27 protein-coding genes and 1 other annotated feature are annotated in these 26,427 nt (G+C 42.8%); of the genes, 5 read left to right on the forward strand and 22 right to left on the reverse strand.

Annotated features, from left to right (window positions below; all coding sequences use genetic code 11):
- The 13 genes from HCJ54_RS15370 to mraY form a co-directional block, all read right to left on the reverse strand.
- Positions 1 to 228 (reverse strand): hypothetical protein (locus HCJ54_RS15370; protein WP_222712965.1); only part of this gene is annotated, 228 nt, incomplete at its 3' end.
- 101 nt (positions 229 to 329) lie between these two features.
- On the reverse strand, positions 330 to 3,089 hold the full coding sequence (gene ileS / locus HCJ54_RS04955) for an isoleucine--tRNA ligase (RefSeq protein WP_187137055.1): 2,760 nt from the start codon (positions 3,087 to 3,089) through the stop codon (positions 330 to 332).
- A gap of 85 nt (positions 3,090 to 3,174) precedes the next feature.
- Positions 3,175 to 3,418: a binding site (T-box leader), on the reverse strand.
- Positions 3,406 to 3,942 carry a DivIVA domain-containing protein gene (locus HCJ54_RS04960; RefSeq protein ID WP_187136851.1) on the reverse strand — a complete coding sequence of 179 codons (537 nt, stop codon included), beginning with the start codon at positions 3,940 to 3,942 and terminating at the stop codon, positions 3,406 to 3,408. (Overlaps the previous feature by 13 nt.)
- Positions 3,943 to 4,090: 148 nt before the next feature.
- Positions 4,091 to 4,867 carry a YlmH family RNA-binding protein gene (locus HCJ54_RS04965; RefSeq protein ID WP_187136852.1) on the reverse strand — a complete coding sequence of 259 codons (777 nt, stop codon included), beginning with the start codon at positions 4,865 to 4,867 and terminating at the stop codon, positions 4,091 to 4,093.
- A 178-nt stretch (positions 4,868 to 5,045) separates the two neighbouring features.
- Entirely contained in the window at positions 5,046 to 5,294 is a 249-nt protein-coding gene (locus tag HCJ54_RS04970; RefSeq protein ID WP_221638675.1) for a YggT family protein, read from the reverse strand.
- A gap of 53 nt (positions 5,295 to 5,347) precedes the next feature.
- Positions 5,348 to 5,836, reverse strand: a complete 489-nt coding sequence (locus HCJ54_RS04975) for a cell division protein SepF (protein ID WP_036064261.1) — start codon at positions 5,834 to 5,836, stop codon at positions 5,348 to 5,350.
- A 19-nt stretch (positions 5,837 to 5,855) separates the two neighbouring features.
- Entirely contained in the window at positions 5,856 to 6,533 is a 678-nt protein-coding gene (locus HCJ54_RS04980) for a YggS family pyridoxal phosphate-dependent enzyme (RefSeq protein WP_187136853.1), read from the reverse strand.
- Between the two features lie 23 nt (positions 6,534 to 6,556).
- Positions 6,557 to 7,747, reverse strand: coding sequence for a cell division protein FtsZ (gene ftsZ / locus HCJ54_RS04985; RefSeq protein ID WP_187136854.1), 1,191 nt, complete (start codon positions 7,745 to 7,747; stop codon positions 6,557 to 6,559).
- 47 nt (positions 7,748 to 7,794) lie between these two features.
- Positions 7,795 to 9,063, reverse strand: a complete 1,269-nt coding sequence (gene ftsA, locus HCJ54_RS04990) for a cell division protein FtsA (RefSeq protein ID WP_187136855.1) — start codon at positions 9,061 to 9,063, stop codon at positions 7,795 to 7,797.
- Between the two features lie 350 nt (positions 9,064 to 9,413).
- Positions 9,414 to 10,199 (reverse strand): cell division protein FtsQ/DivIB, encoded by a 786-nt coding sequence (locus HCJ54_RS04995; protein ID WP_342354445.1) that lies wholly within the window; start codon positions 10,197 to 10,199, stop codon positions 9,414 to 9,416.
- A gap of 21 nt (positions 10,200 to 10,220) precedes the next feature.
- The gene (gene murG / locus HCJ54_RS05000; protein WP_187136856.1) at positions 10,221 to 11,315 is read right to left on the reverse strand and encodes an undecaprenyldiphospho-muramoylpentapeptide beta-N-acetylglucosaminyltransferase; all 1,095 of its coding nucleotides are present in this window, start codon (positions 11,313 to 11,315) and stop codon (positions 10,221 to 10,223) included.
- Complete coding sequence (gene murD, locus HCJ54_RS05005; RefSeq protein WP_187136857.1) at positions 11,312 to 12,679, reverse strand: UDP-N-acetylmuramoyl-L-alanine--D-glutamate ligase; 1,368 nt, start codon at positions 12,677 to 12,679, stop codon at positions 11,312 to 11,314. Before murD ends, murG begins: the two co-directional genes overlap by 4 nt.
- A gap of 33 nt (positions 12,680 to 12,712) precedes the next feature.
- Positions 12,713 to 13,690 carry a phospho-N-acetylmuramoyl-pentapeptide-transferase gene (mraY, locus tag HCJ54_RS05010; protein ID WP_187136858.1) on the reverse strand — a complete coding sequence of 326 codons (978 nt, stop codon included), beginning with the start codon at positions 13,688 to 13,690 and terminating at the stop codon, positions 12,713 to 12,715.
- On the opposite strand from mraY, the gene HCJ54_RS15655 reads away from it, so the two are divergent.
- Entirely contained in the window at positions 13,647 to 13,775 is a 129-nt protein-coding gene (locus HCJ54_RS15655) for a hypothetical protein (RefSeq protein ID WP_221638677.1), read from the forward strand. The genes mraY and HCJ54_RS15655 overlap by 44 nt on opposite strands.
- Here the strand turns inward: HCJ54_RS15655 and HCJ54_RS05015 are convergent.
- From HCJ54_RS05015 to mraZ, 5 genes are all read right to left on the reverse strand, one after another.
- Entirely contained in the window at positions 13,753 to 15,240 is a 1,488-nt protein-coding gene (locus tag HCJ54_RS05015) for a UDP-N-acetylmuramoyl-L-alanyl-D-glutamate--2,6-diaminopimelate ligase (protein ID WP_187136859.1), read from the reverse strand. The two genes, HCJ54_RS15655 and HCJ54_RS05015, sit on opposite strands and share 23 nt — an antisense overlap.
- A 231-nt stretch (positions 15,241 to 15,471) precedes the next feature.
- Complete coding sequence (locus HCJ54_RS05020) at positions 15,472 to 17,718, reverse strand: penicillin-binding protein (RefSeq protein ID WP_187136860.1); 2,247 nt, start codon at positions 17,716 to 17,718, stop codon at positions 15,472 to 15,474.
- Entirely contained in the window at positions 17,715 to 18,086 is a 372-nt protein-coding gene (ftsL, locus tag HCJ54_RS05025) for a cell division protein FtsL (RefSeq protein ID WP_185409022.1), read from the reverse strand. The genes HCJ54_RS05020 and ftsL overlap by 4 nt, the downstream gene beginning before the upstream one ends.
- 11 nt (positions 18,087 to 18,097) lie before the next feature.
- Positions 18,098 to 19,033, reverse strand: a complete 936-nt coding sequence (gene rsmH, locus HCJ54_RS05030) for a 16S rRNA (cytosine(1402)-N(4))-methyltransferase RsmH (protein ID WP_185525564.1) — start codon at positions 19,031 to 19,033, stop codon at positions 18,098 to 18,100.
- Positions 19,034 to 19,052: 19 nt separating this feature from the next.
- Positions 19,053 to 19,484, reverse strand: coding sequence for a division/cell wall cluster transcriptional repressor MraZ (gene mraZ / locus HCJ54_RS05035; protein ID WP_185409024.1), 432 nt, complete (start codon positions 19,482 to 19,484; stop codon positions 19,053 to 19,055).
- 253 nt (positions 19,485 to 19,737) lie between these two features.
- On the opposite strand from mraZ, the gene HCJ54_RS05040 reads away from it, so the two are divergent.
- Positions 19,738 to 20,475 (forward strand): ankyrin repeat domain-containing protein, encoded by a 738-nt coding sequence (locus tag HCJ54_RS05040; protein WP_187136861.1) that lies wholly within the window; start codon positions 19,738 to 19,740, stop codon positions 20,473 to 20,475.
- Between the two features lie 118 nt (positions 20,476 to 20,593).
- Here HCJ54_RS05040 and HCJ54_RS05045 read toward each other — a convergent pair whose 3' ends face one another.
- Positions 20,594 to 20,977, reverse strand: a complete 384-nt coding sequence (locus HCJ54_RS05045; RefSeq protein ID WP_187136862.1) for a DUF3397 family protein — start codon at positions 20,975 to 20,977, stop codon at positions 20,594 to 20,596.
- Positions 20,974 to 21,864, reverse strand: a complete 891-nt coding sequence (locus tag HCJ54_RS05050; RefSeq protein WP_187136863.1) for a 2-dehydropantoate 2-reductase — start codon at positions 21,862 to 21,864, stop codon at positions 20,974 to 20,976. The genes HCJ54_RS05045 and HCJ54_RS05050 overlap by 4 nt, the downstream gene beginning before the upstream one ends.
- A gap of 192 nt (positions 21,865 to 22,056) precedes the next feature.
- Here HCJ54_RS05050 and HCJ54_RS05055 point away from each other — a divergent pair, with 192 nt between their 5' ends.
- Together HCJ54_RS05055 and nagA are read left to right on the forward strand one after the other, a co-directional pair.
- Positions 22,057 to 22,812 (forward strand): DeoR/GlpR family DNA-binding transcription regulator, encoded by a 756-nt coding sequence (locus tag HCJ54_RS05055; RefSeq protein WP_187136864.1) that lies wholly within the window; start codon positions 22,057 to 22,059, stop codon positions 22,810 to 22,812.
- A 1-nt stretch (position 22,813) separates the two neighbouring features.
- On the forward strand, positions 22,814 to 23,956 hold the full coding sequence (nagA, locus tag HCJ54_RS05060) for an N-acetylglucosamine-6-phosphate deacetylase (RefSeq protein ID WP_222712966.1): 1,143 nt from the start codon (positions 22,814 to 22,816) through the stop codon (positions 23,954 to 23,956).
- A gap of 238 nt (positions 23,957 to 24,194) precedes the next feature.
- On the opposite strand, the gene rpmF is transcribed toward nagA, so the two are convergent.
- Both rpmF and HCJ54_RS05070 read right to left on the reverse strand, forming a co-directional pair.
- On the reverse strand, positions 24,195 to 24,371 hold the full coding sequence (gene rpmF, locus HCJ54_RS05065; protein ID WP_036064226.1) for a 50S ribosomal protein L32: 177 nt from the start codon (positions 24,369 to 24,371) through the stop codon (positions 24,195 to 24,197).
- 97 nt (positions 24,372 to 24,468) lie between these two features.
- Entirely contained in the window at positions 24,469 to 24,996 is a 528-nt protein-coding gene (locus HCJ54_RS05070; protein ID WP_036064223.1) for a YceD family protein, read from the reverse strand.
- 239 nt (positions 24,997 to 25,235) lie between these two features.
- Here HCJ54_RS05070 and HCJ54_RS05075 point away from each other — a divergent pair, with 239 nt between their 5' ends.
- The gene (locus HCJ54_RS05075; RefSeq protein WP_187136865.1) at positions 25,236 to 26,423 is read left to right on the forward strand and encodes a nucleotidyltransferase; all 1,188 of its coding nucleotides are present in this window, start codon (positions 25,236 to 25,238) and stop codon (positions 26,421 to 26,423) included.
- The last annotated feature ends 4 nt before the right edge of the window (positions 26,424 to 26,427 follow it).

The raw sequence follows: 26,427 nt of genomic DNA on the forward strand, positions 1-26,427 counted from the left end.
CGGCCAACTCCTCGAAATCTTCACGCCCTCCATAAAAAGCAAGATCGGCTTTTTACTGCGGCCGCTCCAGTTTTTTTTCGGAGCTGAACGGGCCGTTTCAGCTTTGTTGTGGCTCTTACGAAGCGTCCCTTGCTGAGTTAGAGCCACAATATGCATGAGAACGTAGTGAGCATATAATCCATGTACTGCATCGTGTCCTGCGCCTTCGGATCCAGCTTCTACGGCCAACTCCTCGAAATCTTCACGCCCTCCATAAAAAGCAAGATCGGCTTTTTACTGCGGCCGCTCCAGTTTTTTTCGGAGCTGAACGGGCCGTTTCAGCTTTTCATTCAATAATTCTCCACTACAATATCCGCGCATCGTTTGCACAGTGTTGGATGATCGTGGTTTTCGCCTACGTCTTTTTTCACAACGCGGCATCGTTCACATGTTTCGCCTTCCGCTACGGTTATCGCCACAGCTACGTGGTTATCTTTGATTGCTTTGGCTGGTGCTTGATCCAAGCCTTCTACTAACTCAAAATCGGATACGATTAGCAGTTGTGCAAAGTCGCCTTCTAACGAGTCGAATAATTGTTTTGCTTCGCCATCTACGAACAATGTCACTTTTGCAAGCATCGATTTACCGATGATTTTTTCGTTACGCGCTTCTTCCAATGCTTTTTGCACAACATCACGAATTTGCATAAACTGATCCCACTTCTCAGTAATCGTAGCTGTTGCCAAGTAGTTCTTCACTTCTGGCATTTCGGCTAAATGTACGCTCGTTGTTTCTTGACCAGTTATGTGCGACCAAACTTCATCTGCTGTATGTGGCAAAATTGGCGCCAGTAATTTCGTCAACACAACAACCGCTTCATAAAATACCGTTTGCATCGCGCGACGATCTTTGCTATCAGCCGCTTCGATGTACACAACATCCTTCGCAAAATCCATATAAAATTGGCTAAGCTCTACCGTACAGAAATTATTAATTTGGTGATAAATCGTTGAAAACTCATACTTATCATAACTTTCACGAACATTCTTAACGAGCTCATCCAGTTTAATCAACAAATATTGATCGACTTCACGTAAATCTTCATACGCAATCGCATCCGTTGCTGGTGTAAAATCAGAAATATTTCCAAGCAAGAAACGCATCGTGTTACGAATTTTACGATATACTTCCGAAACTTGTTTTAGAATATTATCACTGATACGCACATCCGCTTGATAATCCACAGAGGCAACCCATAAGCGTACGATATCCGCGCCTAATTGATTGATGACTTTCCCTGGAAGCATCGTGTTTCCAAGCGATTTACTCATTTTACGACCATCGCCATCTAAAGCAAAACCATGACTTAAAACGTTGCGGTACGGCGCTTGTCCACTGATAGCAACACTAGTCGTTAACGAGGAGTTGAACCAACCACGATATTGATCAGAGCCTTCCATATACAAATCAGCCGGACGATTCAAGTAAGGACGCGCTGCGAGAACGGCTTGATGACTTGATCCTGAATCGAACCAAACATCCATAATATCGTTTTCTTTCGTAAACTCCCCATTTGGACTGCCTTCATGCGTAAATCCAGCTGGTAACAAACCCTTCGCTTCCCGCTCAAACCAGATATCCGATCCGTGCTCACGGAATAATTCCGAAACGTGATTAATCGTCTCATCCGTAATGATCGGCTCCCCGTTTTCCGCGTAGAAAATCGGAAGAGGAACCCCCCATACACGTTGACGCGAAATAACCCAGTCCCCGCGATCGCGAACCATGTTGAATAAACGCGTTTCTCCCCATGCAGGCGTCCAAGTCACCCCTTGTACAGCATCTAGCAACTCTTGGCGGAATGTATTAATGGATGCAAACCATTGCGGTGTCGCACGGAAAATAACTGGTTTCTTCGTACGCCAATCATGCGGATACGAGTGCGTAATGAATTCCATTTTTAGTAACGCACCGACTTCTTCTAGCTTCTCCGTCACCATTTTATTCGCTGTATCATAAAATACACCTTCAAAGCCTGGTGCTTCGTCCGTGAAAACGCCGCGACCATCCAGTGGGGCCAGCGTCTCTAAGCCATATTTTTGACCGATGATAAAATCGTCTTCCCCATGCCCAGGCGCCGTATGAACTGCACCAGTACCAGCTTCTGCCGTGGCATGCCCGCCGTTCATCACCAAGGAATCACGATCATAAAATGGATGTTTCGTTACAACGCGATCAAGCTCGGAACCACGCACTGTTTTAACAATCTCAGCGGCTTCCCAGCCCAATGTTTCGCGAAGGCTTTCGAAAAGCGCTTCTGCCACGACATATTTTTCGCCATCAACTGCTGCAACGACGTATTCTAAATCTGGATTCACCGTAATCCCCATGTTCGCAGGAATCGTCCACGGCGTCGTTGTCCAAATCACGATATTCGTGCCTTCTTCTAGCGCACCTTTGCCATCTTTCACTTTAAACGCCACAAAAATCGAGGCAGATTTCTTATCTTGATATTCGATTTCGGCTTCCGCTAAGGCAGATTCACTCGATGGAGACCAATAAACTGGTTTCTTGCCTTTGTAAATATAGCCTTTTTTAGCCATCTCACCGAAAACTTTGATTTGTTCTGCTTCGTACTCGGGTTGCAACGTGATGTATGGATTCGCCCACTCACCAGTTACGCCGAGACGTTTGAATCCTGCACGCTGGATATCCACTTGTTTATACGCGTACTCTGCACAAAGTTTACGGAATTCAGCGACGGACATTTCTTTACGCTTCACACCTTTATTAGCTAGCGCTTGTTCGATTGGCAAACCATGGGTATCCCAACCAGGAACGTATGGCGAACGGAAACCACTCATTGATTTTTGACGAACAATCATGTCTTTGATAACCTTATTCATTGCGTGGCCCATATGTAGCTCACCATTCGCGTAAGGCGGTCCATCGTGTAAAATAAACGTCGGTTTGTCTGCATTTTTTTGCTGAATTTGATCGTATAGATTCATATCTTCCCATTTTGTTTGCCATTCTGGTTCTTTGTTAGGAAGATTACCTCGCATTGGGAATTCTGTTTTCGGCATTAATAATGTGTCTTTATACTCCATCAGTTCATTCTCCTTTGTAACACTATTTTTTGTTATATCCGTGCCATATTCAGTGCTTTTCACGACAAAAAACCCCTCCCTCAAAAAAAGGGACGAGTCTAATAGTCGCGGTACCACCCTTGTTGACATTGATCTTACATCTTTGCCCACTTCGTTACATCGTTAACGCCGACTTACGCTTCTTCCTACTTGACGCTTGGTCGTTCAAAAGAAGAGCTCCAGAGTGATTTCCATATCTCTATCCTACTCACTGGGCTCTCACCATCCACCAGCTCGCTTTATCATAGGCTTTCATTAGAAAATGTACTTGTCTCTATTATGGCTTCTCTATTTCGTTTTCCTCTACAACTTCCAATGGTTCTACTGATTTCAACTCGGTTGCATCAACTTCGTATTCCATCAATTGCTTCCAATCGTCACTCTTGATTAAATCCATCTGTGTTTCTACTAGTATACGCAGGCGTTCGCGGAATACTTTCGATTGACGTTTTAAGTCTTCAATCTCAATCGCAATTTTGCGTGCTTTAGAAAGGGAGTCACTCAAAATACGATCCGCATCTTTCTCAGCTTCACGCACGATCAGCTTCGCCTCTTTATCCGCATTATCAATCACTTGATTGGCAGCTTCTTGTGCCACAATTAATGATTTGTTCAGCGTCTCTTCAATATTCGTGAAATGTCCTAAACGGTCATCCCTTGAAGATAGTGTCTCCTCTAGGCGTTTCTTCTCTTTAATCAGTTGTTCATAATCCTTAATAATTTGGTCGAGGAATTCGTTCACCTCGTCCTCTTCATAACCTCTAAAACCACGGCTAAACTCTTTGTTATGTATATCCAGCGGTGATAATGGCATGCTCAACACCTCCATATGGTCAAAGCCTATCAAAATCTAGGCTAGCCCCTCTATTATACCATAAAAATTCATTTCATATATACCTGTCTATTACTATAATAAAATTATGACTTTCTCGCAAGTATTAGCTTCCCAAAAGGCAGAAACTTTAGCGTAAATAGCCAATTTCCATTCGAATTTTATCCTTCTTCGTATGCCCGTTAATCTCGCCCAGTTTCACACGTCCGTATCCACGAGCCGAAATAATATCCTTTTCTTCACATTCAAAATCAGGATTTTCAACGGTTTTCCAGTTTACTTTGACAAGTTTTCCTTGCACTAATTGTTTCGCTTTTTGTCTAGAAATATGATGCGCCGTTGCTACGACTAAATCGAGTCTTAGACTAGTGATCGTGGTGCTCTCATAATCCCAATCTGCACGTACTGGCAACGCTTGGCTTAGCGGGATTTCTTCTAGCATAATGTTCACTTTCCCTATTTTATCAAGCTGCAAACTAATGTATTCTTTCATTTCCACCATCACGAAAAACTGCCACAGCTCGTTCTCCGTCAATATATCGCCAAAGATATCCCGTTTCATTCCAAGCGACATTACCGTCCCGAGAATCATCTGGTGCGTCAATGTTGTGAATTTGACCGGATAGCGAATATCAAATAACGTAATCTGAAAATCATTCTCTGTTGGCTCGTAGTAATCCGGATAAATAAGCGCCCGTCTACGCTCTGCATGTGCCACTCCACCCCAGAACTTCACACGGATATGCTCATATCCACCAACAACTGATTCAAGTATATGACGTTGCCGCGGATCTAAAAAATCGGTCAAACGGGGCGTATATTGGTCCTCTACTTGCACAATCCATTCCAGCGCCAAGTCAATAAAACCATGTTCCTCTGCTCTAAAATGTTGATAAATTCCTTCCATGTCCCTTTACTCCCTTTAATAACAAAACATCTCCTTGTAAGATGTTTTGAAAAATAGTCGTACACATAGTCCCCATTATAGCACGGTTTCCCCATTTTTGACACCCATTAAAAATCCAAAAAATACCGAATGAAAGCACACCTGATTTTTCAGATCGGTTTCATTTCGGCATTCCTTTTTAAATAAAAAATGGTAAAATATAATTGTAAACTAAGTACTGCAAACCAAACGTTGCCATTCTTATTGCAAAAAAGGCGATGATTGGCGATAAATCAAGGACGCCACCGATCGGCGGAATGATTTTGCGAAACGGTGCTAAGACCGGCTCACAAATCTTGGCTAAAAAGCGACCAAATGTCGTTTCATATGCGCCAGGAAACCATGACAGCAAAATATAAACAAATAAGACGTACGGAAAGTAATCCAATACTAAAAAAACATAATGTGCGATCTGATATGCTAAAATGTGTTACACCTCATTTACATAAAATCTTGTTCTTCCAACATTTCAGAAATAGCGCCATCAACCTCGACGTTTTCTGGTGTGCATAGAAAAATATTGTTACCAATACGCTGAATATCTCCACCTAAAGCATACACAGTCCCACTCAAAAAGTCCACAATGCGGATTGCTTGATCATGACTGATACGTTGCAAGTTCACAACCACTGTTTTGTACTCCTTCAAGTAGTCGGATAATTCTTGTGCTTCTGCATACACGCGCGGTTCCACTAGTACCATTTGGCTAGAAAATTGCGCGCCATTCATGCTTACAACCTTGTGATCGTCGTCCACAGGTGCTTCACTTTGATTTTTAAAATAGTTTTTTCCTGTTGTTTTTTTCATTTTATTCTCAGCTGGAACCTCGCGAAGTGGCTGCGGCTTTGTTGCAACTGGCTCTTCATAATAATCTTCGCCCTCTTCCTCATCTAAGAAAAAGTAAGATTTAAATTTATTTTTCAATCCCATCTGATTGACACCTCCACATTTAGTTTTCCTCTACTAAAGCTCTTCCTACTCTGATAAACGTTGCGCCTTCCTCTATTGCAATCTCAAAATCATTCGTCATTCCCATCGATAATTCATGACACGGAACATTCGCGATTTCAAGTTTCTCTATTTCTTGTTGCAATGCTTTTAATCCTTGAAAAACGTGGTGTAAAGTTTGTTCATCATCGGTGTTTGGAGCCATTGTCATCAACCCAATAATTTCAACGTGTTGATAGTTCTGCGCTTTTACAAACGCAATTGCTTCTTCGGCATTAAAGCCATGTTTTGTTTCTTCCTCCGAAATATTGACTTGCAAAAAACAAGCCATTTTTTCAGTAGCGCGCTTTTCAATTTCATCCGCCAGAGATACCCGGTCTAAAGAATGTAAAAAACGCGTATATGGTAGGATGGCTCTCACTTTTCGTGTTTGTAAGGATCCGATAAAATGCCAAACAACATCTGGCTTACCCGCGAATGCCTCTACCTTTTCAGCAAAAACATCGGCGCGATTTTCGCCAAAATGACGAATGCCTAAATCGTATAGCTTCTCCATCGCAGCCACATCTACGGTCTTGGTTACGGCAACTAAATGCACGTCACTTCGCTCGCGATGACTTCTTGCTACTGCTCCCGAAATTTTATCTTCCACCAACTTTAAGTTATCGTTATAGCTCATCACATATCACCTATTTTTACGTTTTAGTTTCGACGATTTCGATTGCGGATAAACGCTGGTACTTCGACATCGAGGTTTTGACGTGGTTCTTCCACGTGCGGTGCTTGTTGTGCTTGTTGTTCTTCTTGTGTATTCTGTTGTTGCGAGGGTGTTCCGCCGGTTTCTTCTTTAACTGCATAACCGGGACGGTTCACTTGAATCGATGGATTGGGTTTGTTTTGTGCCTGTGCTTGCGATTGCGCTTGTGCCTTAGCTTGAGCAACTTCGTCAAAACCAGTGGCAATTACCGTAACAATCAATTCTTCCTGCAAATCGTCATTAATAACGGAACCAAAAATCATATTCACGTCTTCATCAGATGCAGAAGACACGATTTCAGCTGCTTCTTGCACTTCATAAAGGCTAAGATTAGAACCACCTGTAATATTCATCAAGACGCCTTTCGCGCCATCAATAGACGTTTCCAGAAGTGGTGAAGAAATCGCTTTTTTAGCTGCATCAGCTGCACGATTTTCACCCGTTCCAATCCCAATTCCCATCAAAGCAGAACCACGATTTGTCATAATTGTTTTCACATCGGCAAAATCAAGGTTGATTAATCCTGGAACAGCAATTAAATCAGATATACCCTGTACACCTTGACGTAAAACATTATCCGCTTCACGGAACGCTTCTAACATCGGTGTATTTTTGTCGACAATTTGTAACAAACGGTCATTTGGAATGACGATTAATGTGTCCACTGCTTCTTTCATTGCTTCTGTACCAATTGCCGCTTGCTTTGTACGTTTCGGCCCTTCAAAACCGAATGGGCGCGTGACCACACCTACCGTTAAAGCACCCATCTCTTTAGCAATCGTCGCAATGACAGGTGCTGCACCAGTTCCAGTACCGCCGCCCATACCGGCTGTTACAAAGACCATATCGGCTCCATTTAATGCTTCTTCAATCATTTCACGACTTTCTTCCGCAGCTTTTTTACCGATTTCAGGAACAGCGCCGGCGCCTAGTCCACGCGTTAATTTCGTGCCTAGTTGCAAATGAACCTCTGCCTTGGATAGATTTAAAGCTTGTGCATCCGTATTGGCTGCGACAAAATCGACACCTTGGACGCCATGTTCGATCATACGGTTGACAGCATTATTCCCGCCACCACCGACACCTATTACTTTAATTGTTGCTAAGCTTTCTGAGCTTGTGTCAAAATCTAACATATTATTGCCTCCTAATTTCACCTTTTTAACGAAAAACACGTACTTTTTTAATCGAAAAATGCACCGAAGAAATTCTTCATTTTAGTAGAAACTTTCTCTTCTTCTGTTTTCTTTGGTTTTTGTTTTGGTGTGTGCGCTTCTTGTTCCATAGTTTCAGCCGGCGCAGAACTCACGCTCCGACCTTCTTTTTCAGCCATTTGATAGGCGTATTTTATCAATCCAACGGCCGTTGTGAAACTCGGTTCACGAACACCGATATAATCTGGGATTGCTAGCCTGACATGCGATTGAAATACTTTTCCTGCTAGATCAATCGCACCCGGAATTGCCATCGAGCCACCTGTTAGCACGTAACCACCTGGTAGATGATTTTTTCCAACACGCGCCAGCTCTTCCATCGTCAATGTGAAAATTTCTTCCATCCGAGCTTCGACGATATCTGCGACCTCTAGCTGTGTGAAATGCTGCTGTTGATCACTACCAATGACATCGATACCAAATACAATATCCGCAGATGCGTCGTCGTAAAAAGCATATCCTTGTTCTAACTTCACTTTTTCAGCATTTGTTGTCGATGTATTTAAGCCAAGTGACAGATCTTTTGTCACGTGATCCCCACCGACTGGCAATACCGTTGTATACGTTAACTTGCCTTGTTCAAAGACACTTATTGTCGTTGTTCCAGCACCAATATTGACAAGTGCCGTGCCGAAATCTTTGTCATCTGCTGACAAGGAAATTGCTCCCTCTGCAAGGGGTTGTAAAACAATATCCGTAATTTCTAAACCAGCGCGCTCTACGCAACGTAGCGTATTATGTAAGATGGTTTTTGAGCCAGTAATAAGTGTCCCTTCGACTTCTAAACGCACACCAATCATGCCTCTAGGATCGGTCACACCTTCTAGTCCATCCACAATATATTGATCTGGAATGATATTAATGATCTCTCTGTCTGGGGATAGCGGAACAACTTGCGCTGCGTCCATGACATTCCACACATCTTCATCTGTTATTTCACGGTTTTCACTGCTAATTGCAACAATACCACGACATGGGTCAAGTCGCACTTGGCTGGATACGATACCCACAATCACTTGTGAAATATGCACGCCTACCATGCGCTCTGCTTGCTCAATTGCTTTTTTTATGGAATCTACTGTTTTATCAATATCAATGACCACGCCTTTTTTGACACCTTGGGATGCCACGTTGCCCACACCGATAATATTGAGTCGGTCGTTTGCCATTTCAGCAATAATCACTTTCACAGATGATGTTCCAATATCTAAGCTCACGTAAATTTCGTTTTCTCCCATTTATCGGCACCTCCTTCATTTAAAGTTATCTCTCATTATATTTGTCTACTCGCAAGAATGTTAGTAGTAAGTGTTTTATTCATAAGTTTATTTTTGTTGTTGGTGTTTGCTGATTAAGATTTCCCTTTCCAGCAAACATGATAATTGTCCAAAATAGTTCTGTTTTTTTTACAACGCATATCTACAGTCTACACCAAGAAAGATAGTAATAAAAGCACAAAGGACGTTTTTCAGCAACTTTTTAGCTTTTTTTTTAATTCAGCTCTAAAAAAGGAACGTGCATTCTCATACAAAATTTTTTTATGTAGTAAAACACACATCTTTTTAGCTTTTTAGTTTGTCGCTCCGTGTCATTTTTTCTTATCCAAGGCGGCTTTTTCTTCTTTATCTTTTAAATATGTTCGGAAGTAAGATCCTATTTCTAGATCAATAATTCCTTTTTGATCCGCTTTTAATTGCGCGACGATGGACGGATAATGCGCCATTTTTTCAGCGAAGGTTGCAATTGTTGCAGATACCTCATTGCCATCGTTCATATAGAGAAAAATGTGCTCATCATCACTTTTGGTTGGTGCAAAATGGACCTCCGAAATGGAGAGTCTCACGCCTTCTGGAAGCTTGTTTAATTGCGAAACCATATCCTTTAGTGCGGTTCCGTTTTTGAAATTGCTAAATATCGGGCTATTGCCAATCGGAAATTGCTTAGGCTGGGTTGTGAGCAGTTTACCTGTTTCTAAAATGTCAAAGTATTGCCCCTCTTTTTCTTGGTAGCCTACCGTCTGGTTCTCTGTAATATGGACGCGTAAAGTGTTAAATCCCTGAAGCTCTATCGTCGCCTTTTTGATCAACAGATTTTCTTCCAATTTCGACGCACTTTTGGACTTATTTAGTGCAAAAATAAATTCGTCGAGATTTAGATTTCCTTCTGCTAAAATTGTTTTTTCGTCCACTTGGTGATTGCCATCAACATAGATGCGCGCAACCTTACTCAGCGGTGACAAAAAATAGAGCGTAATCAAAATGAGAAGAACGAAAGCGCTTATCAGGATCGACATATGGCGAATCAGTTTCTTTTTGCGATATTTTTTTAGTTCAGGAATTCTGCTTTCGATGGAAACAATTTTTTTATTCGCCACGGTTTGTCCTCCTCATCTTTGTTAGTTGTTTATGATTTCATAAATGGCATTGACGAGCTGATCTGCTGCATCCGGAACGCCTAGTTGTTTCGCTTCATATTGCATTTTTGCAAGCTTTTCTGGGCTACCCATGATGTTATCAATCTCATCTAGCAAGCGCTGAGGCGTTAGATCTGCTTCCGTTAATACGGAGGCTGCTGCTTTTTTCGCTAATGATTCTGCGTTTTTTTCCTGATGATTCGCTGTCACATATGGGCTTGGGATTAAGATGCTCGGAATACCTAGCGCTGTCAGTTCTGCAAGTGATGTAGCGCCTGCTCTTGATACGACTAATGTGCTCACGTTAAGTACTTTTGGCATGTCGTAGATGAATGGTTGAATGCTAATGTTGTTACTTAGCTCCATATTGGCTAACTTCTCTTTGATCTTTTCAAAATGAACATCACCTGTCACATACAACAGTTGATAAGAACGCTTGCCGATTTTTGCTAAATTGGCTTCGATTGCTTCGTTAATACCCCTAGCACCACGACTTCCTCCAAAAACGAGCACGGTGGGTTTGCCCATTTCTAAACCGTATTCCGTCAAAACATCCCCTGATTCGATGCCAACAACTTCGGACGCGCGCGGGTTACCAGTGAAAACAACTTTTTCAGCGGCGAATGAGTCACTTACTTCTTCAAAACAAATCGCTACTCGGTCTGCGTACCTGCTTAAAAATTTATTAGTCAATCCAGCGACACTATTTTGTTCGTGAATCAATGTCGGGATTTTCAATTTTGCTGCCGCATAGACAACCGGTCCACATACGTATCCACCCGTGCCAATAACTGCGTCAGGCGCAAAGTCTCGAATCAACGTTTTACTTCTTGTAACACCTTTAAAAAAACGGGTAATCGTTTTGACATTTTCAAGCGAGAGCGAGCGTTTAAAACCGGTAATATCAATAGCTTCAAAACGAATCCCTTCACGCCTAACGATCGTGGACTCTAGTCCTTTTTCCGTTCCAATGTACAGAAATTCTGCTTCAGGATCTCTTTTTTTTATAGCTCGGATTAGCGCAAGGGCTGGATAAATATGTCCACCCGTGCCGCCGCCGCTTATTACAAATTTCATTTTCCCACCTCATCCGGTAATTCTTCGATGGCATCCATAAAGGCGCGACCACGAACTTCAAACGTCCGGTACTGATCCCAGCTTGCACATGCCGGTGATAATAAAATAATATCGCCTGGGTTCGATAATTGATAGGCAAGTGGCACTGCAGCTGTGACATCATGGACTGTATGCACATCAACGCCTGCCTCTTTCCCAACACGGCCTATTTTTTCGGCAGTTTCTCCAAATACGATTAATGTTTTTACATTTTTAAAAAATGGTTTTAGTTCATCGAATTGGGTGCCGCGATCAAGCCCGCCCGCAAGCAAAACGATTGGCTTATTGAAACCGCTGAGCGCACTTTGTGTCGCTAAAATGTTCGTCGCTTTAGAATCGTTGTAAAATTTACGACCGTTCAGCTCTTTTACAAACTGTGTCCGATGTTCCACACCTTTAAATGTTTCTAGAATATGCATAATTTGCTCATTGCTGACGTCACAAATTTTTGCGACTGCAATCGAAGCTAGAATATTTTCGAGGTTATGTTCTCCTGGAAGCAAGATATCATCCCGGTTTCCAATAACTTCATCATAAAACATGATATTTCCATCTTTGACGTAGGCGCCTTCTGCTAGTTTTTGTGTTGGTGAAAATGGAATGACTTTTGCTTTTGTACGCTTCGTCATGTTACGCAGTTCATCTTGATCCCAATTGACGACTAAAAATTCATTTTTCGTCTGGTTTTCTTGGATACGCCATTTCGCCTTCACATATTCATCACGCGTCTTATGGTAATCGAGATGCGCCTCGTAAATATTCGTAATCACCGCGATTTTCGGACAAAACGTACGAATCCCCATGAGCTGGAATGACGAAAGTTCCATCGCAATATATTGGTCTGTCGTCGCTTTTTCAGCAACTTCTGAACTAGGAAAGCCAATATTCCCGGCAAGTAATGATTTGTTAGGCGACATTTCGTTTAACATGTGATGTATGATTGTCGTGGTCGTTGTTTTTCCGTTTGTACCTGTAATACCAATGATCGGCGCGTCTGATATTTGATAAGCCAGTTCGACTTCCGTTATAATCGGGATCATCAAATCTTGCGCTTTTTTAATCATTGGATTTTCATACGGGATGCCTGGATTTTTCACAACAAGCTCGAACCCTTCATCCAAAAGCTCTACGGGATGTGAGCCACAGATAACTTTAATGCCTTGTTCTAACAGGCCTTGCGCCTCTGGATTTTCACTAAACGGCTGTTGATCGTTGACCGTCACAAAGGCGCCGAGTTTATGCAGTAATGTCGCCGCACTGACGCCACTTCTCGCCAAGCCCAATACAAGTACTTTGCGATGCTTATATTGAATAATGTTTTTCATTTCTACTCCTCCAGTTTAACTCTCTACCATTTTTTAAAGGATGACGAACAGGGCAATGATGGCACATACAAGGCCAGTCCCCCAAAAAGTGAAAACAATACGCCACTCAGACCAGCCAATATCGGCATGCTCAAAGTGATGGTGGATTGGACTCATTTTGAATAGTCGTTTTCCGTTTGTTACTTTAAAATAGAATACTTGGATAATAACCGAGGCCGTCTCAATGACAAAAACAAGGCCGATTAAAAGCAACATCCATTCTTGTTCCAACAGAATCGAGATTGCCGCAATCCCACCACCTAGCGCGAGTGATCCGGTATCTCCCATAAAAATTTTCGCAGGGTTTTTGTTAAAAAGAAGGAAGCCAAGCATGGCGCCGACAATGGCTAAGCAGAACATCGCCACGACGTTTTGCTCTTGGTAAATCGCAATGATTCCAAACGTGCCAAATGCAATCACAGAAAGTCCAGAAACAAGACCATCTAAACCATCCGTCAAGTTAACAGCGTTGGAAAATCCGACCATCCAGAAAATCACAAAGATAAGGAAGAACCAACCAAGGTTCACTTCTATAGATGTAAATGGAATCAGGAGCGTATCTGGATAACCGCCCCAACGATATACGAGGTAGAACAAGAGCGAAATAACGACTTGTCCGATAAATTTTTGTTTGGATTTTAATCCTAAATTTTGTTTTTTAACCACTTTGATGTAATCGTCTAAAAAGCCCAGTGCACCAAATAAAACGAGCGGGATAAGGAGTAGCAATGCCTCGCTTCCAAACCAGCCACCGATCAGTACCATGACGACGAAACTCACAATCATAGCTAGTAAAAAGACAAGTCCTCCCATCGTCGGCGTTCCTGATTTTTTTTGATGGCTTTGTGGTCCTTCTTCACGAATACTCTGACCAAACTTCAATTTTTGTAAAAACGGAATGAATAGTGGCACCCCGATTACAGTAATAATGAACGCCATCGCAAATGTTGTAAATATCCAATATAATGACACGCTTTTTCGCTCCTATCTTTTTATCACGAACAACGTAAATCTGTTCTGTGCAATATTAGTTTTTATAGTATCTTCGCCAAAATAGCGTCTCGCGCCTCGATGCGATCGTCAAAATCATGGACGACATCGCCAATGATTTGATACGTTTCATGCCCTTTTCCAGCGATCAAAATGACATCTCCCGCCTTTGCTTGATTTACGGCAAACCGAATCGCGTCATGTCGTTGTTCCTTCACTGTATAAGTCGCATTGGGCACGCCCGCCAACATATCTTCAATGATCTGCATCGGCGCTTCTGTTCGCGGATTATCCGATGTAAAAATAGGATCTGTGGCATACTTCACGGCAATCTGCGCCATCTGCGGCCTTTTTCCTTTATCACGATCACCGCCACAACCAACAACAACAAAAATCCGTCCTGTTGCAAACTCGCTCACGGTTTTCAAAACATTCTCGAGTCCATCTGGCGTATGCGCGTAGTCTACAATGACCGGAAATTGCTGGCCTGCATCCACAAGCTCAAAGCGTCCCGCGACACCTGGTACCTTTTCCAATGATGCGATAATTTCTGGAAGCGTGTCTGGACCTTCTTTCGCCGCGTAGATCGTTGCGATCGCTGCTAGCGCATTATATACATTGAACTTGCCGATTAATTTCAATTCGGTATGGAAAACCTCATCCTGAAAATGGAGATCAAACGCGGTGCCCTTGCTACTAATCCTGATGTTCCTTGCTTGAAATGTCGCTTCCTTCTCGATGCCATACGACAATAAACTCACGCCAGTTGCCTCCGTCATGAATCGCGCATACGCATCATCGGCATTCATAACCGCCGTTTTAGCTACACCACCATAACCGTTACCAAGCTGTGCAAATAGCAAGCTCTTCGCGTGTGCATACTCTTCCATCGTTTTGTGGTAATCGAGATGATCCTGCGACAAATTCGTAAATACAGCTATGTCATACTCTGATCCATAAACGCGGCCTTGCACCAATGCGTGGGAAGATACTTCCATGATTGCCGTCGTCACTTTGGCCTGCCGCATTTGCCGGAATGTCTTTTGTAGCGTTAAACTATCCGGTGTCGTGTTTTTAGTCTCCAAAATCTCAGCACCAATTTTGCGGTACATCGTGCCAATCAGACCCGTTGTCACCGCATGATCTGCTAGAATAAACTCGATGAGGTGACTCACTGTCGTTTTACCGTTTGTTCCTGTAATACCAATCAAAGCCATTTCAGCTGTCGGATTTTCATAAAACGCCGTAGCAAGCATCGCCATCGCCCGTTTCCCGTCCTGTACCAAGATAATCGGTAGCGTCACATCCGCCAGCATCCGCTCCGCAACAATCGCCACCGCGCCTTGTTCCTGCGCCATTTTCGCGTAATCATGGCCATCAACGACTTCCCCGTCAATACAAACGAATAGCGTTCCATCCCGCACTTGCCTGCTATCCTGTTCCACCGCATTAATTTCTATATGTAGCACATCTTCCTTCGCCTGCATGATTCGATTATAAGGAATTGCCTGTATCAGCTTCTTTAACTCCATTTTGAAACTTCCCTTCCATCCCGATCGCCCTAACGCCAAAAAACGATATCACATCCCTTTAAAAAGCGGGGAAGCATATCAGCCGCGCGTAACGATGACAAATCTTCTCCTCTATATTAGCAAAAACAACGTGGGAATACTAGTCTTTTAACAATGTTTCCAATGTGATGAAAAGAAAGTAGGCGCCTCGCGTTGCCTGTCACGAAGTTTGGCGCCTACTCCTCACGCATATTAATTTAATAAGGCATTTAGCCCTGCCGCTTCTTCCACCGATGTGTCCGTCGAATCGTCTTTATCCTTCGTCACCACAGGCACTTTGTTGAAATTCGGAATTTTATCCGGTGTCGCAAGCTCAATTATCACATTGGATTTATCGTTCAGCACGGACCCCGCAGATAGGCTCTGCTTAAGCACATACCCATTTCCAGTCACTTTAAAAGGAACTCCCGTTATTTCGGAGACTTTGAGCACATCATTCTTCGCCCAATCCTTCATATCAGGAATCGTCATGTCGCCTTCTGTCATCAAAATAACACGCTGGCCTTCTAAAATCTTCTCACCAACTTGCGGTAATTGCTGCACAATTTTCTTACCATTACCAATCACGACAGGAACCAACTTCTTCGCTTCCAGTTCTTTCTTAGCCGCGGCCGGCGTCTTACCTGCCATCGTCGGAACTTCGACCGTTTTTAGTTTATCTGTATCCGCCGACTTGATATTCAAGTATTGCAAACTGTTCTTCATTACCGGGTTAAAAATTTCAGATACCGCCTTGCCGCCTGTCACACCTGTTGGCAATTGCGGTTGCAACATCGTCACATACATGACAAGCTCTGGATCTTTTGCTGGTGCCATGCCCATGAAGGAGAATATATAGTTATTATCCCCTGTCATATAACCCCCACCATTCGGATTTGGAATTTGGGACGTTCCGGTTTTACCAGCGATATCATAACCGTCAATCGCGTACAGTTTCCCCGTACCAACTTTACCTTTAATAACATTTCGTAATTCCTCACGCGTTTGCTTCGCCGTTGCTGCACTGATCGGGCTACCCGTCACTTTCGGCTTCGTCTCCGTTGTTTTACCCGTATTTGGATCGACAATTTTTGAGACAACGTATGGTTGCTTCATCGTTCCATCACTCGCGATTGCCGTCGCACCTTGAAGCATTTGCATCATAGAAACCGTTGTTCCTTGGCCAAATACCGTTGTTACCTGCTCAATTTTTTGATCAAAAAGGATCTTGCCTTGCGCTTCATTCGGAAGGTCGATACCCGTTTTTTGACCAAATCCAAAATTTTGCAAATAGGTTTTGAATTTATCAGGGCCCATACCAGCGAGCATTTTTGCAAACGCTACGTTACTGGAGCGTTCCACACCTTCACGATACGTAATCGATCCCCAGCCAACACCAGCATTATGGTCATGTATTGGAATCTTACCAACATTGTATGTTCCAGATTGATAGTATGCATTGGGGTTATAAACACCGAGATCGATAGCCGATGCAAGCGAGAATACTTTCATAACCGAACCAGGCTCATACGTTGTTTCCACCGGTAAGTTCGCCCACTCTTTCGTCAAACCTTCCTTCGTCGTTGGATTAAACGTATCGCGCTGACTCATAGCCAAAATCTCACCCGTTTTCGGGTTCATCACAACCGCCATCATATTTTTGGGATTATACTTCGCATCCACCGTATTGAGCGTATCCTCTAAAAATGTTTGGATTTTCTTATCTAGCGTCAAATAAATATTCTGGCCATCTTGCGCTTCCTTCACACTACTTTTCGTGTTCGGCAAAATATAACCATATTTATCTGCATCATAATTAATCGATCCATTTTTACCAGTTAAAATGCTATTGTACGCCTTCTCAATTCCCATTTTACCGATTAATTTCGACATGCCATCCTTCCCAGTCTCCTGCTGGGCATAACCAACAAGATGCGAGGCAAAGACACCATTCGGATAAAATCGCTCTGCTTGCTTTGTAAAGACAAGCCCTGGCAGCTTGGAAGCCTCAATCTTATCCTTCACTTCGGCCGACAAGTGCTTGCCAGCCTTCCCAAATTCGACTTGGAATACCTTCTTCTTTTCGAGCTTTTTCAAAATATCCGCTTCTTTTAACGGTAAATATTTCGCTAAAAGCGCCGCGGTCTTCTCTTTTTCAACCACATGATGCGGGTTTTTCGGATCGACGGTTTGCTTCGGATCAAGCACAGCCGCCAACGTATAAGAAGCAGTGTCCTTTGCAATCACTTCGCCCTTTTGGTCCAAAATAGAGCCGCGATTTGCTTCCATGACACTGCTTCGTAAATGCTGTTTTGCCGCCTTCGCAGCAAGAGGAACGCCGTTAACATCGCCAACGACTTGCATGTAAAAGAAGCGTCCGATAACCGACAGAAAAATAACGCCAAAGATGATGAAAAGAACCAGGGCGCCCCTTCGCATGTTTCCTACTCGTTTCTTCATTTGCCTTCCACTACTTTCACATTATCTGGATCGAGTTTCAAACCAAGCTCTTTCGCTTTTTGCCACACACGTTCGTAACGGCTGAGATCTGCCACTTCTGCCGACAAATCTTCGTTCGCTTTCACTTGTTTATCCACATCCGTTTGTTTTTCTTGAATACTTTGGTTCACATCATATATTTGCGCCTGCACGCTGATGATTTTAAATGCAAAAACCGCAATCACAACAATGAAAATGGAGGCGATCAGTTTCTCACCAAGCGTTATTTTACCACGTTTTAATATTTGCTTCCTAGGTTGCGGCTGCGGTACTTCTCTATGTACACGTTTTGGTTCCGCATTCGTTTTGTAAGCTACATTATTACTCATTTACATCACTCCTAAATATTCCGTTCCACCACTCTAAGCTTTGCTGATCTGGCACGGTTGTTTTCCGTTAGTTCTTCCTCAGATGGGAGAATCGGTTTTCTTGTTATTAGCTTCATTTTTGGCTTATATTCATCTGGAATAATCGGTAACCCTGGTGGCAGCTCTGGTCCCTTCGCTTGTTCTGCAAAAATTTGCTTCGTCATTCGATCTTCTAATGAATGGAACGTAATCACGCTGATTCGTCCACCTGGTTTCAGTAGTTCAAGCGCTTCTTTCAGCGAATCTTCTACTGCACCTAGTTCGTCGTTCACTGCAATCCGAATCGCTTGGAAAACCCGCTTTGCTGGGTGCCCACCTTTTCGTCTTGCTGGCGCTGGAATCGCGGCTTTAATCGCATCCACGAGTTCCCCCGTCGTCTCAATCGGTGCCACTTCACGTCTCCGTTCAATCTCACGTGCCACTTGCTTCGAAAACTTCTCCTCGCCATACCGGAAAAAAATGCGCACAAGATCCTCATAACGCCAATCGTTCACGACATCGCGTGCCGTAAGCTCGGCATCCTGATCCATTCGCATATCTAGCGGTGCATCTTGATGATAACTAAATCCACGTTCCCGTTCATCTAGTTGCGGTGACGAAACACCTAAATCATACAAAATTCCATCCACTTCGGTAATCCCAACTTCTAGTAATGCTTCCTTTATATATCTAAAGTTGCTTTTGATAAACGTCACTTGTCCGGTGTACTCACTTAAACGTTCTTTCGCGTGAGCAAGCGCCTTGCTATCTTGATCAAACGCAAATAAATGCCCCGACTCCGAAAGCTGGCTCAACAAGTAAGCACTATGTCCTGCCCCACCGAGCGTACAGTCGACATACACACCATCTGGCTTTATGTTCAAGCTGTCTACCGTCTCTTTTAACAATACTGTCTCATGTTCAAACATCCGAGTATGCCCTCCTCTTTTAAATATCAAAGCCAATCATATTTTCGGCAATGTCTGCGAATGATTCCTGTGCGTCATCGAAGAATTTATCCCATTCTGACTTGCTCCAAATTTCAATACGACTTGCGACCCCGACAATCACCGTCTCTTTCTCGAGTTCCGCGTAGCTTGTTAAGTTGGACGGAATATTCATCCGACCTTGCTTATCAAGCTCACATTCCGAAGCCCCAGAAAAGAAAAAACGGGTAAAAGAACGAGCATCTTTTTTAGTCAGCGGGAGTGTTTGGATCTTCTCTTCCACTTTCGTCCACTCATCAAGCGGATAAGCAAAAAGGCATTTATCAAGCCCTCGGGTAATGACAAATTGATCCCCTAATTGTTCACGGAATTTAGATGGCACGATTAAACGGCCCTTTATATCAATGTTATGTTGATATTCGCCCATGAACATAGTCCATCCCCACTTTCTTATTAACAACTTTACCACAACTCCCCACTTCGTACCACCAAAAACTAAAAAAAAGCGCAAAAAAATAAACCTTGTCCTAAAAACAAGATTACTAAGCGCTGATATAGAGCGATTTTTTCTTATTCCACAGAAGTGGAGCACAAGTGGGGACATTTCCCACTAAACATTTAATATCCAGTTAATGTCTGGTTTATTTTTATATGGCATACTAGTTATATAAAGGAGGTTTCAGATTATGCGCCAATTATTTCTATTTTTAGCCACGATTGCAATCATTACACTTGTAGCCTGTTCCAACGAATCCAAATCAAGGGAATCAGAAAATATACCAAAACAGGAAACGGAGGAGAAAATCATGCCCAAGAAAAGCACAGCGAATTTGAATGCCTCTTTACTCAGAGCTACTAAAGCAAAAGATCTCGAACAAATCAGGTCGCTTCTTGACCAAGGGGCACAGGTCGATGCGGTGAACAGTAAGGGAGAAAGCGGGTTGCTCATCGCGACACACGAAAACGATATTCAGATGGCACAACTTTTCCTAAAGTATGATGCCGACGTCAATTTACAGGATCATATGCAAGATAGCCCCTTTTTATATGCTGGCGCAGAAGGCCGCACAGAGATCTTAAGGCACATGCTTTCCCATCACCCCGATTATAAATTAACCAATCGCTTCGGAGGGACCGCCCTGATCCCCGCCGCTGAAAAAGGCCATTTAGCGAATGTTCGACTGCTCCTAGCCGAGACCGAAATCGATGTCAATCACGTAAACAATCCAGGCTGGACAGCAATTTTAGAAGCCATCGTCTTGTCTAACGGTAATAAAACGCAACAACAAATCGTGCAGGCCCTACTCGAAAATGGCGCTGACCCAAATATTGCTGATGCAAACGGCGTAACGCCACTCCAACACGCCAAGGAACAAAACTATCACGCCATAGCGGACATGCTCCAAGCACACGGCGCTAAATAATTCAAAAAGAAGAGGCATACACCGGTTCCTCATACTCGGCCACACCTCTTCTTTTGGTAATAGTTCCTGTCGTCAATTGCCATCCACATGTTGTCAGAATAGAAGATCTCAGACCATTTCAAAAAACAAGCACAATACTTTTTGCCAACCCAATGACGAATAATAGCAAGTATAAAATCGCGAAAGCAAAAAAACAAATTCGCCAATAACCACGAATCACTTTGCGGAAATTAATATCGCCTTGCGACTTCGCATACATCGTCACAAAAACAATGCCTACCAAAAATAAAAACAACAAAATATAGAGCAAAAAGGACTGATCAAACAGCACAATCATGAAGAAATGCACCGCTAAAATTAGGAAAAAAGTCGTCACATCCGCGCTCCGTTTGATCGCTTTGGGTGTTCGCTTCGTCATATACTGCGTCACTATAAACGTCAACGTAAATATAAGTACTGGGACGATAATAACAAGCGCCGTCACATTCGTTAACCAATTCACTGTAAATATTCTCCCTCTAGCCCCTTCACTAGGCCGTATAATGTCTCTGAAATTGGAGCGGGTTTGCCCTGCCTTTTCGCAAGCTTGACTACCGCTCCAGTTATACTCTCAATCTCCGTCCGCCGCTTCGCCTTGACGTCCGTTGCCATCGAAGAAAAGTTCAGCGCCGTCGCCTCGCATATTCCAGATACCTTCTGAAATGCCTCCTCGCGCGCTAAAACGGTCGCCACTTCTTCCGTCAATCGCTTCAATAATTCCAACATATACTCATTATGTAACAATGCACCATTTGACACACCAAGAACAGCAGTCAACGGATTAATCACCGCATTAACCAATAATTTATTATACAACATTTCACGATAATCTACCTGCTCCAAAAAAAGAAAGTCTGGGTTCGCATCAAATATGCCATATAAAGCCTCGTTAGCACGTCCCCGATAAAGCGCCCAATTCGTTCGACCCATACCACGCCATTCCGCCACCCTATCATCGATTTTCCCGACGCCATGCTCACAAGATCCCACCAAAATCGTCTCCTGTGGCAAATTCGCTAACAATTCCAAATGCCCAATTCCATTTTGCAAAAATAAAAGCGGCGTCTCCAGAGAAATTTCGCCCCATTGCTTTTCGAGCGAATCTAGTTGATAAGACTTCACCGTTACAATAACGAGATCCATTTCCGAAAAATCGGCTTTTTCGATCCGCACGCCACGAACAGCAGCTACTTTTTCTGTTCCAGTTAACCTCACCGCTATACCATTATTTTCATTTATTACAACCGCTTGATGTTCGGAGTGCGTATAAAGCGTCACATCCGCTCGCAACATCCCAGCATATAAAAGTCCTAATGCTCCTGCGCCAATAATGCCCACCCGATAAGTCAAGCTACTCACTCCTTTTAAACACCTTGGCTCTATTTTAGCAAATCCTCGTGTATTTTGCATTTTTAAGAAAAACACCACGTAACATTCTCAAAAAAACTTATAAAAACTTATAAAAACTTATAAAAATATAACGAAAAACTTAATAACTAGCAAATTTTGCTTTTATATTGTATACTAACTTTGGTGATGCATATGGAACAAAAAGCGCGCGTAGCAAAAATTTTAGACTTGCTACAAGAAAGACAATCTCTCACACTCCCAGACTTAACAAGCTATTTCGGAATCTCTAAAGACACGGCCCGACGAGATATTCTAAAACTCGTGGAACAAGACCTAGCGGAAAGAACACGCGGCGGGGTCACACTCCCCAAATTAAAACAACAAATTGAAAATTACACCGACCGTTTAATACAACATAGTCATGCCAAACAACGCATCGCAAAAAGAGCTGCTTCGCTCATCCATGACAAGCACACAGTATGGCTAGATGTCTCCACCACCGTCCAGTTAATATCGGAACATTTGGCCACGCCAGATACATTTCTTGTGACTAACTCGGTAGACAACGCGCTGTCCTTTTCAAAGCAGAAGCAACGTATTTATTTACTCGGTGGTTTTTTTCACGCAGATTTTCACCTATTAAATGGAGCCTCGACCATCGCACAAATCCATCATTTTCATTTCGATGTTGCCTTTATCGGCGCTTCCGGAATTACAAACCAAGGTGTTTTCTACCCAGAATTTGATGATATCCAGCTACATCAAGCCATTAGTGATAACGCAAGCAAGACCTATCTATTGATCGATAGTTCCAAGTTTCATGTCACAACTAATTTCAAGATGGACTTCACAGGAATCGACGCCATTATTACAAACAGCCCTATTCCAAAAACACTTCTAGATACCCTAAAAGAACAAAATATAGCTTGTATTATCGAAGGAGAGTAAAATGATGCGTACCCTTATTAAAAATGTTGTTATCGCGACAGAACTAGGAAAAGAACCCGCCTATATTCAAGTAGAAGACGGACGAATTCAAGCGATTAGTTCACAGAATCCCGAAAGTCATTTTGACAAAATAATCGATGGGTTAGGAGAATTGCTAATCCCCGGAATGATCGATGTTCACATTCACGGCGCAAATCATTACGATATGATGGATGGCACAACAAAAAGCATTCAGGAAGTATCAAAGAAATGTCTGGCAACAGGATGCACTGGCTTTCTCGTCACTTCTGTCACCTCATCATTAGCGCAACTTATAGCCATGATCGAAGCCGTAAAACAAGTCATCGGTAAAGAAGAAGGCGCCAAAATTTTAGGCATTCATTTAGAAGGGCCTTACTTAAATATCGAGAAAAAAGGAATGCAGGATCCTCACTTTATTAGACATCCCGATTTAAACGAAATGAGGAAAATTATAGAGCACGCCAATGGATTGATCAAAATGGTTACGGTAGCACCAGAACTCCCCGGAGCAACGGAGCTGATTGATTACCTTAGATCACTTGATATCATTGTGGCTGCTGGACACACCAATGCGACCTACGAGGAAGCGAGTATCGCCTTTCATCACGGTGTAACACATATCACCCATTGTTGTAATGCCATGCCTCAAATTCACCATAGAAACCCTGGCATTACTACCGCAGCTTTAGAAAATGATCAAGTCAGTATTCAAGCTATTGTAGATAACGTTCACCTGCATCCAGGCATGGTCCGATTAATGCATAAAGTAAAAACTGCCAAGCGAATGGTTTTGATCACCGACGCCTTGCAAGCAATGGGTGTTGGCGACGGTGAATATCAATTCGGCGGACATCACGTTACTGTATTAAATGGAGTAGCTCGTTTAACAGATGGCACATTAGCTTCCAGCACCGTTACCATGAACCAAGCCTTAAAAATTGGAACAGAGATGGGAATTCCTCTTTCTGATGTTATTCAAATGGCTTCTAATACTCCTGCAACTATTTTAGGGCTCGAAGATTTAGGTGCCATTAAAGCTGGGAACATTGCAAATTTGGTTTTTCTAGATGAGCATTTTGAAGTGTCTAACGTTTTACTGGATGGCCTGTTAGTTTCCCTTTAGTGGATGGGGATTATATGTATGTATAGTCTCAATTAGTGTACGGAGCAGTTACTCTAGCTTTGCGTCATAAGAACCACTGAAGGATTACATGCTCACTTTGTTCGCATGCATATTGATGTTCTAATTCAGCGAAGGGTGCTTCATAAGAACCTCAACAAAAAAACCAGAAGATCCATGGCGTCTTCTGGTTTTTTTATTTGGGCAAGCGTACGTTTCGCTTGCTTTTGTTCACGCATAATTAGTTGCTTTCTACTACTTCTTTGCCGTTATATTGACCACATTCAGGACAAATACGGTGAGAAAGTTTGTACTCGCCACAATTTGGGCATTCAACCATACCAGGCACTTGTAATTTGAAGTGCGTACGACGCTTGCGTTTTTTTGCTTTAGATGTTCTTCTAAAAGGTACTGCCATTTCCATACACCTCCTTCGCGACTTTTAGGATATCTCCCTCATCGCAATCCATCTAAGAAAAATTTCTTTCTCTTAAAATATATTCCAGCTCTTAGAATTAGTCTTCTTTCTTATCAAAGAAATCGGCTAATCCTGCAAGACGAGGATCCACTTTTGTTTCTGCTTGTATTGCCTGTTGCTCCAGTTCTTCTTCTGTCACGACATTCCAATCGTTTCCTTCTGATAACGCATTTTCTATGTTATCGCTGTAGACTTGCATCGGAATTTCTAACAAAAGTAATTCTTCAATCACCGGTAACGCATCAATTTTATCGCCATCCATAAGGTGATGCATCTCATCCAGTACCTTCTCCTCTTTGTTCACATACGTTTCGATAGATTCGATATGATACGGATAAAGAACATCTTCAAATGTTCTGGCACATGGCAATGTCAGCGTTCCATCCAAAACAAGATTGATTAACACAGAATCTTGGCGCACTGTAATATCTCCTGAAACACGTACAAGACTTGCTTCACGGACATCGTGATTATGCTCTTTCAAGTATTCTGCCACATCTATTTCCTGCTCAAACGGCACTTTCTTACCACGGTATTTCTGTAGTTGAATTAATGACCATTTCATCGTTTATCACTCCAAGCGCAACAAAAAATATTATAGACTTTTCTAAGCCTTTTGTCAATCCCTATTTATTAAGCGAACCATGTTATCATGCGCGATTTTATGGTATTCTGGAAGTAATCGAAGGTAAGCATCGACAAGTTTCTTAAAAACATCTATCTTTTTCGAGATCAAATATAGGTTACCTTGACTCATTTAAATATCAAAACACCTATTACTATTGTGACATGGAGTTGATAATTTTGAAAGCAACAGGCATTATCGTAGAGTATAATCCTTTTCATAATGGGCACCTCTTGCATTTGCGGGAAGCTCGGAAACAAACCGATGCCGATGTTATCATTGCGGTAATGAGCGGTTCTTTTTTACAGCGTGGCGAGCCAGCTCTTCTTCCAAAATGGGAGCGCGCGCAAATGGCTATCGATGCTGGTGTCGACCTTGTAGTAGAATTGCCGTTTCATTTCGCTACGCAACAAGCAGATATTTTTGCAAACGGTGCGGTTGACATTCTAGATGCGCTTGGTGTGCAGACGCTCTTTTTTGGAAGTGAAAATGGAGATGCGGACGCCTTTACTCAGACTGCAAAGTTGTTGACAGAACAAAGTATACCTTTTAAAGCCGCTATGGGTCGTTTCTTGGAGGATAAGGCGAATAGTTATGCTGTAGCTTGGAATTTAGCAATTCGCGAAATAGCACCCAATTTAGCGCTTGATTTAGCACAACCTAATAACATACTGGGATTCCACTATACGCGGGCTATCATCGAGCAACGAAAAAGGATAGAAATTGCAACGATGACTCGGCAAAATGCAGGCTACCATGATGAAAGCCCGGCGCACCATTCTATTGCTAGCGCGACCGCTATACGCCGCATGTTACTAGCGAACGATTGGCAATCAGTGAAACAATACGTACCCGAAACCACACTTGCGATTTTGCACAAATACCGTGAGACATACTCCTTCGTGTCATGGGATGATTTTTGGCCGTTACTGCGTTATCAATTGATGATGGCGCCAACAAGTCAGTTACAGGCCATACGCGGCGTTTCTGAAGGCATTGAGAACCGTCTGCAACAAGCAACGCAACTTGCAACAAATTTCGATGAATTCCTAGGCGCTGTGACAACAAAGCGTTACAGCAGCGCTCGAATCAAGCGAATCTCCTTGCAAATACTCGCACAACAAGCACAAACAAAAGCGCCTATACAAAATTATATTCGCCTTTTAGGTATGTCCTCCGCAGGGCAAAGATACCTCAGCCAAGTTAAAAAAGTAGCTACTTTGCCGATTGTCAGCACCGCCTCAAAAACCGACCCAGCACTCATTCAAAAAGATGTTTTAGCGACAAAACTGTATTCACTTTCACCAAGCTTAGGAGACCAACTTCTACGCGATTATCACACATCACCATATAGAAAAAAACTTTGACCCA

Source organism: Listeria grandensis (genome assembly GCF_014322885.1).
GTDB lineage: Bacteria > Bacillota > Bacilli > Lactobacillales > Listeriaceae > Listeria_A > Listeria_A grandensis.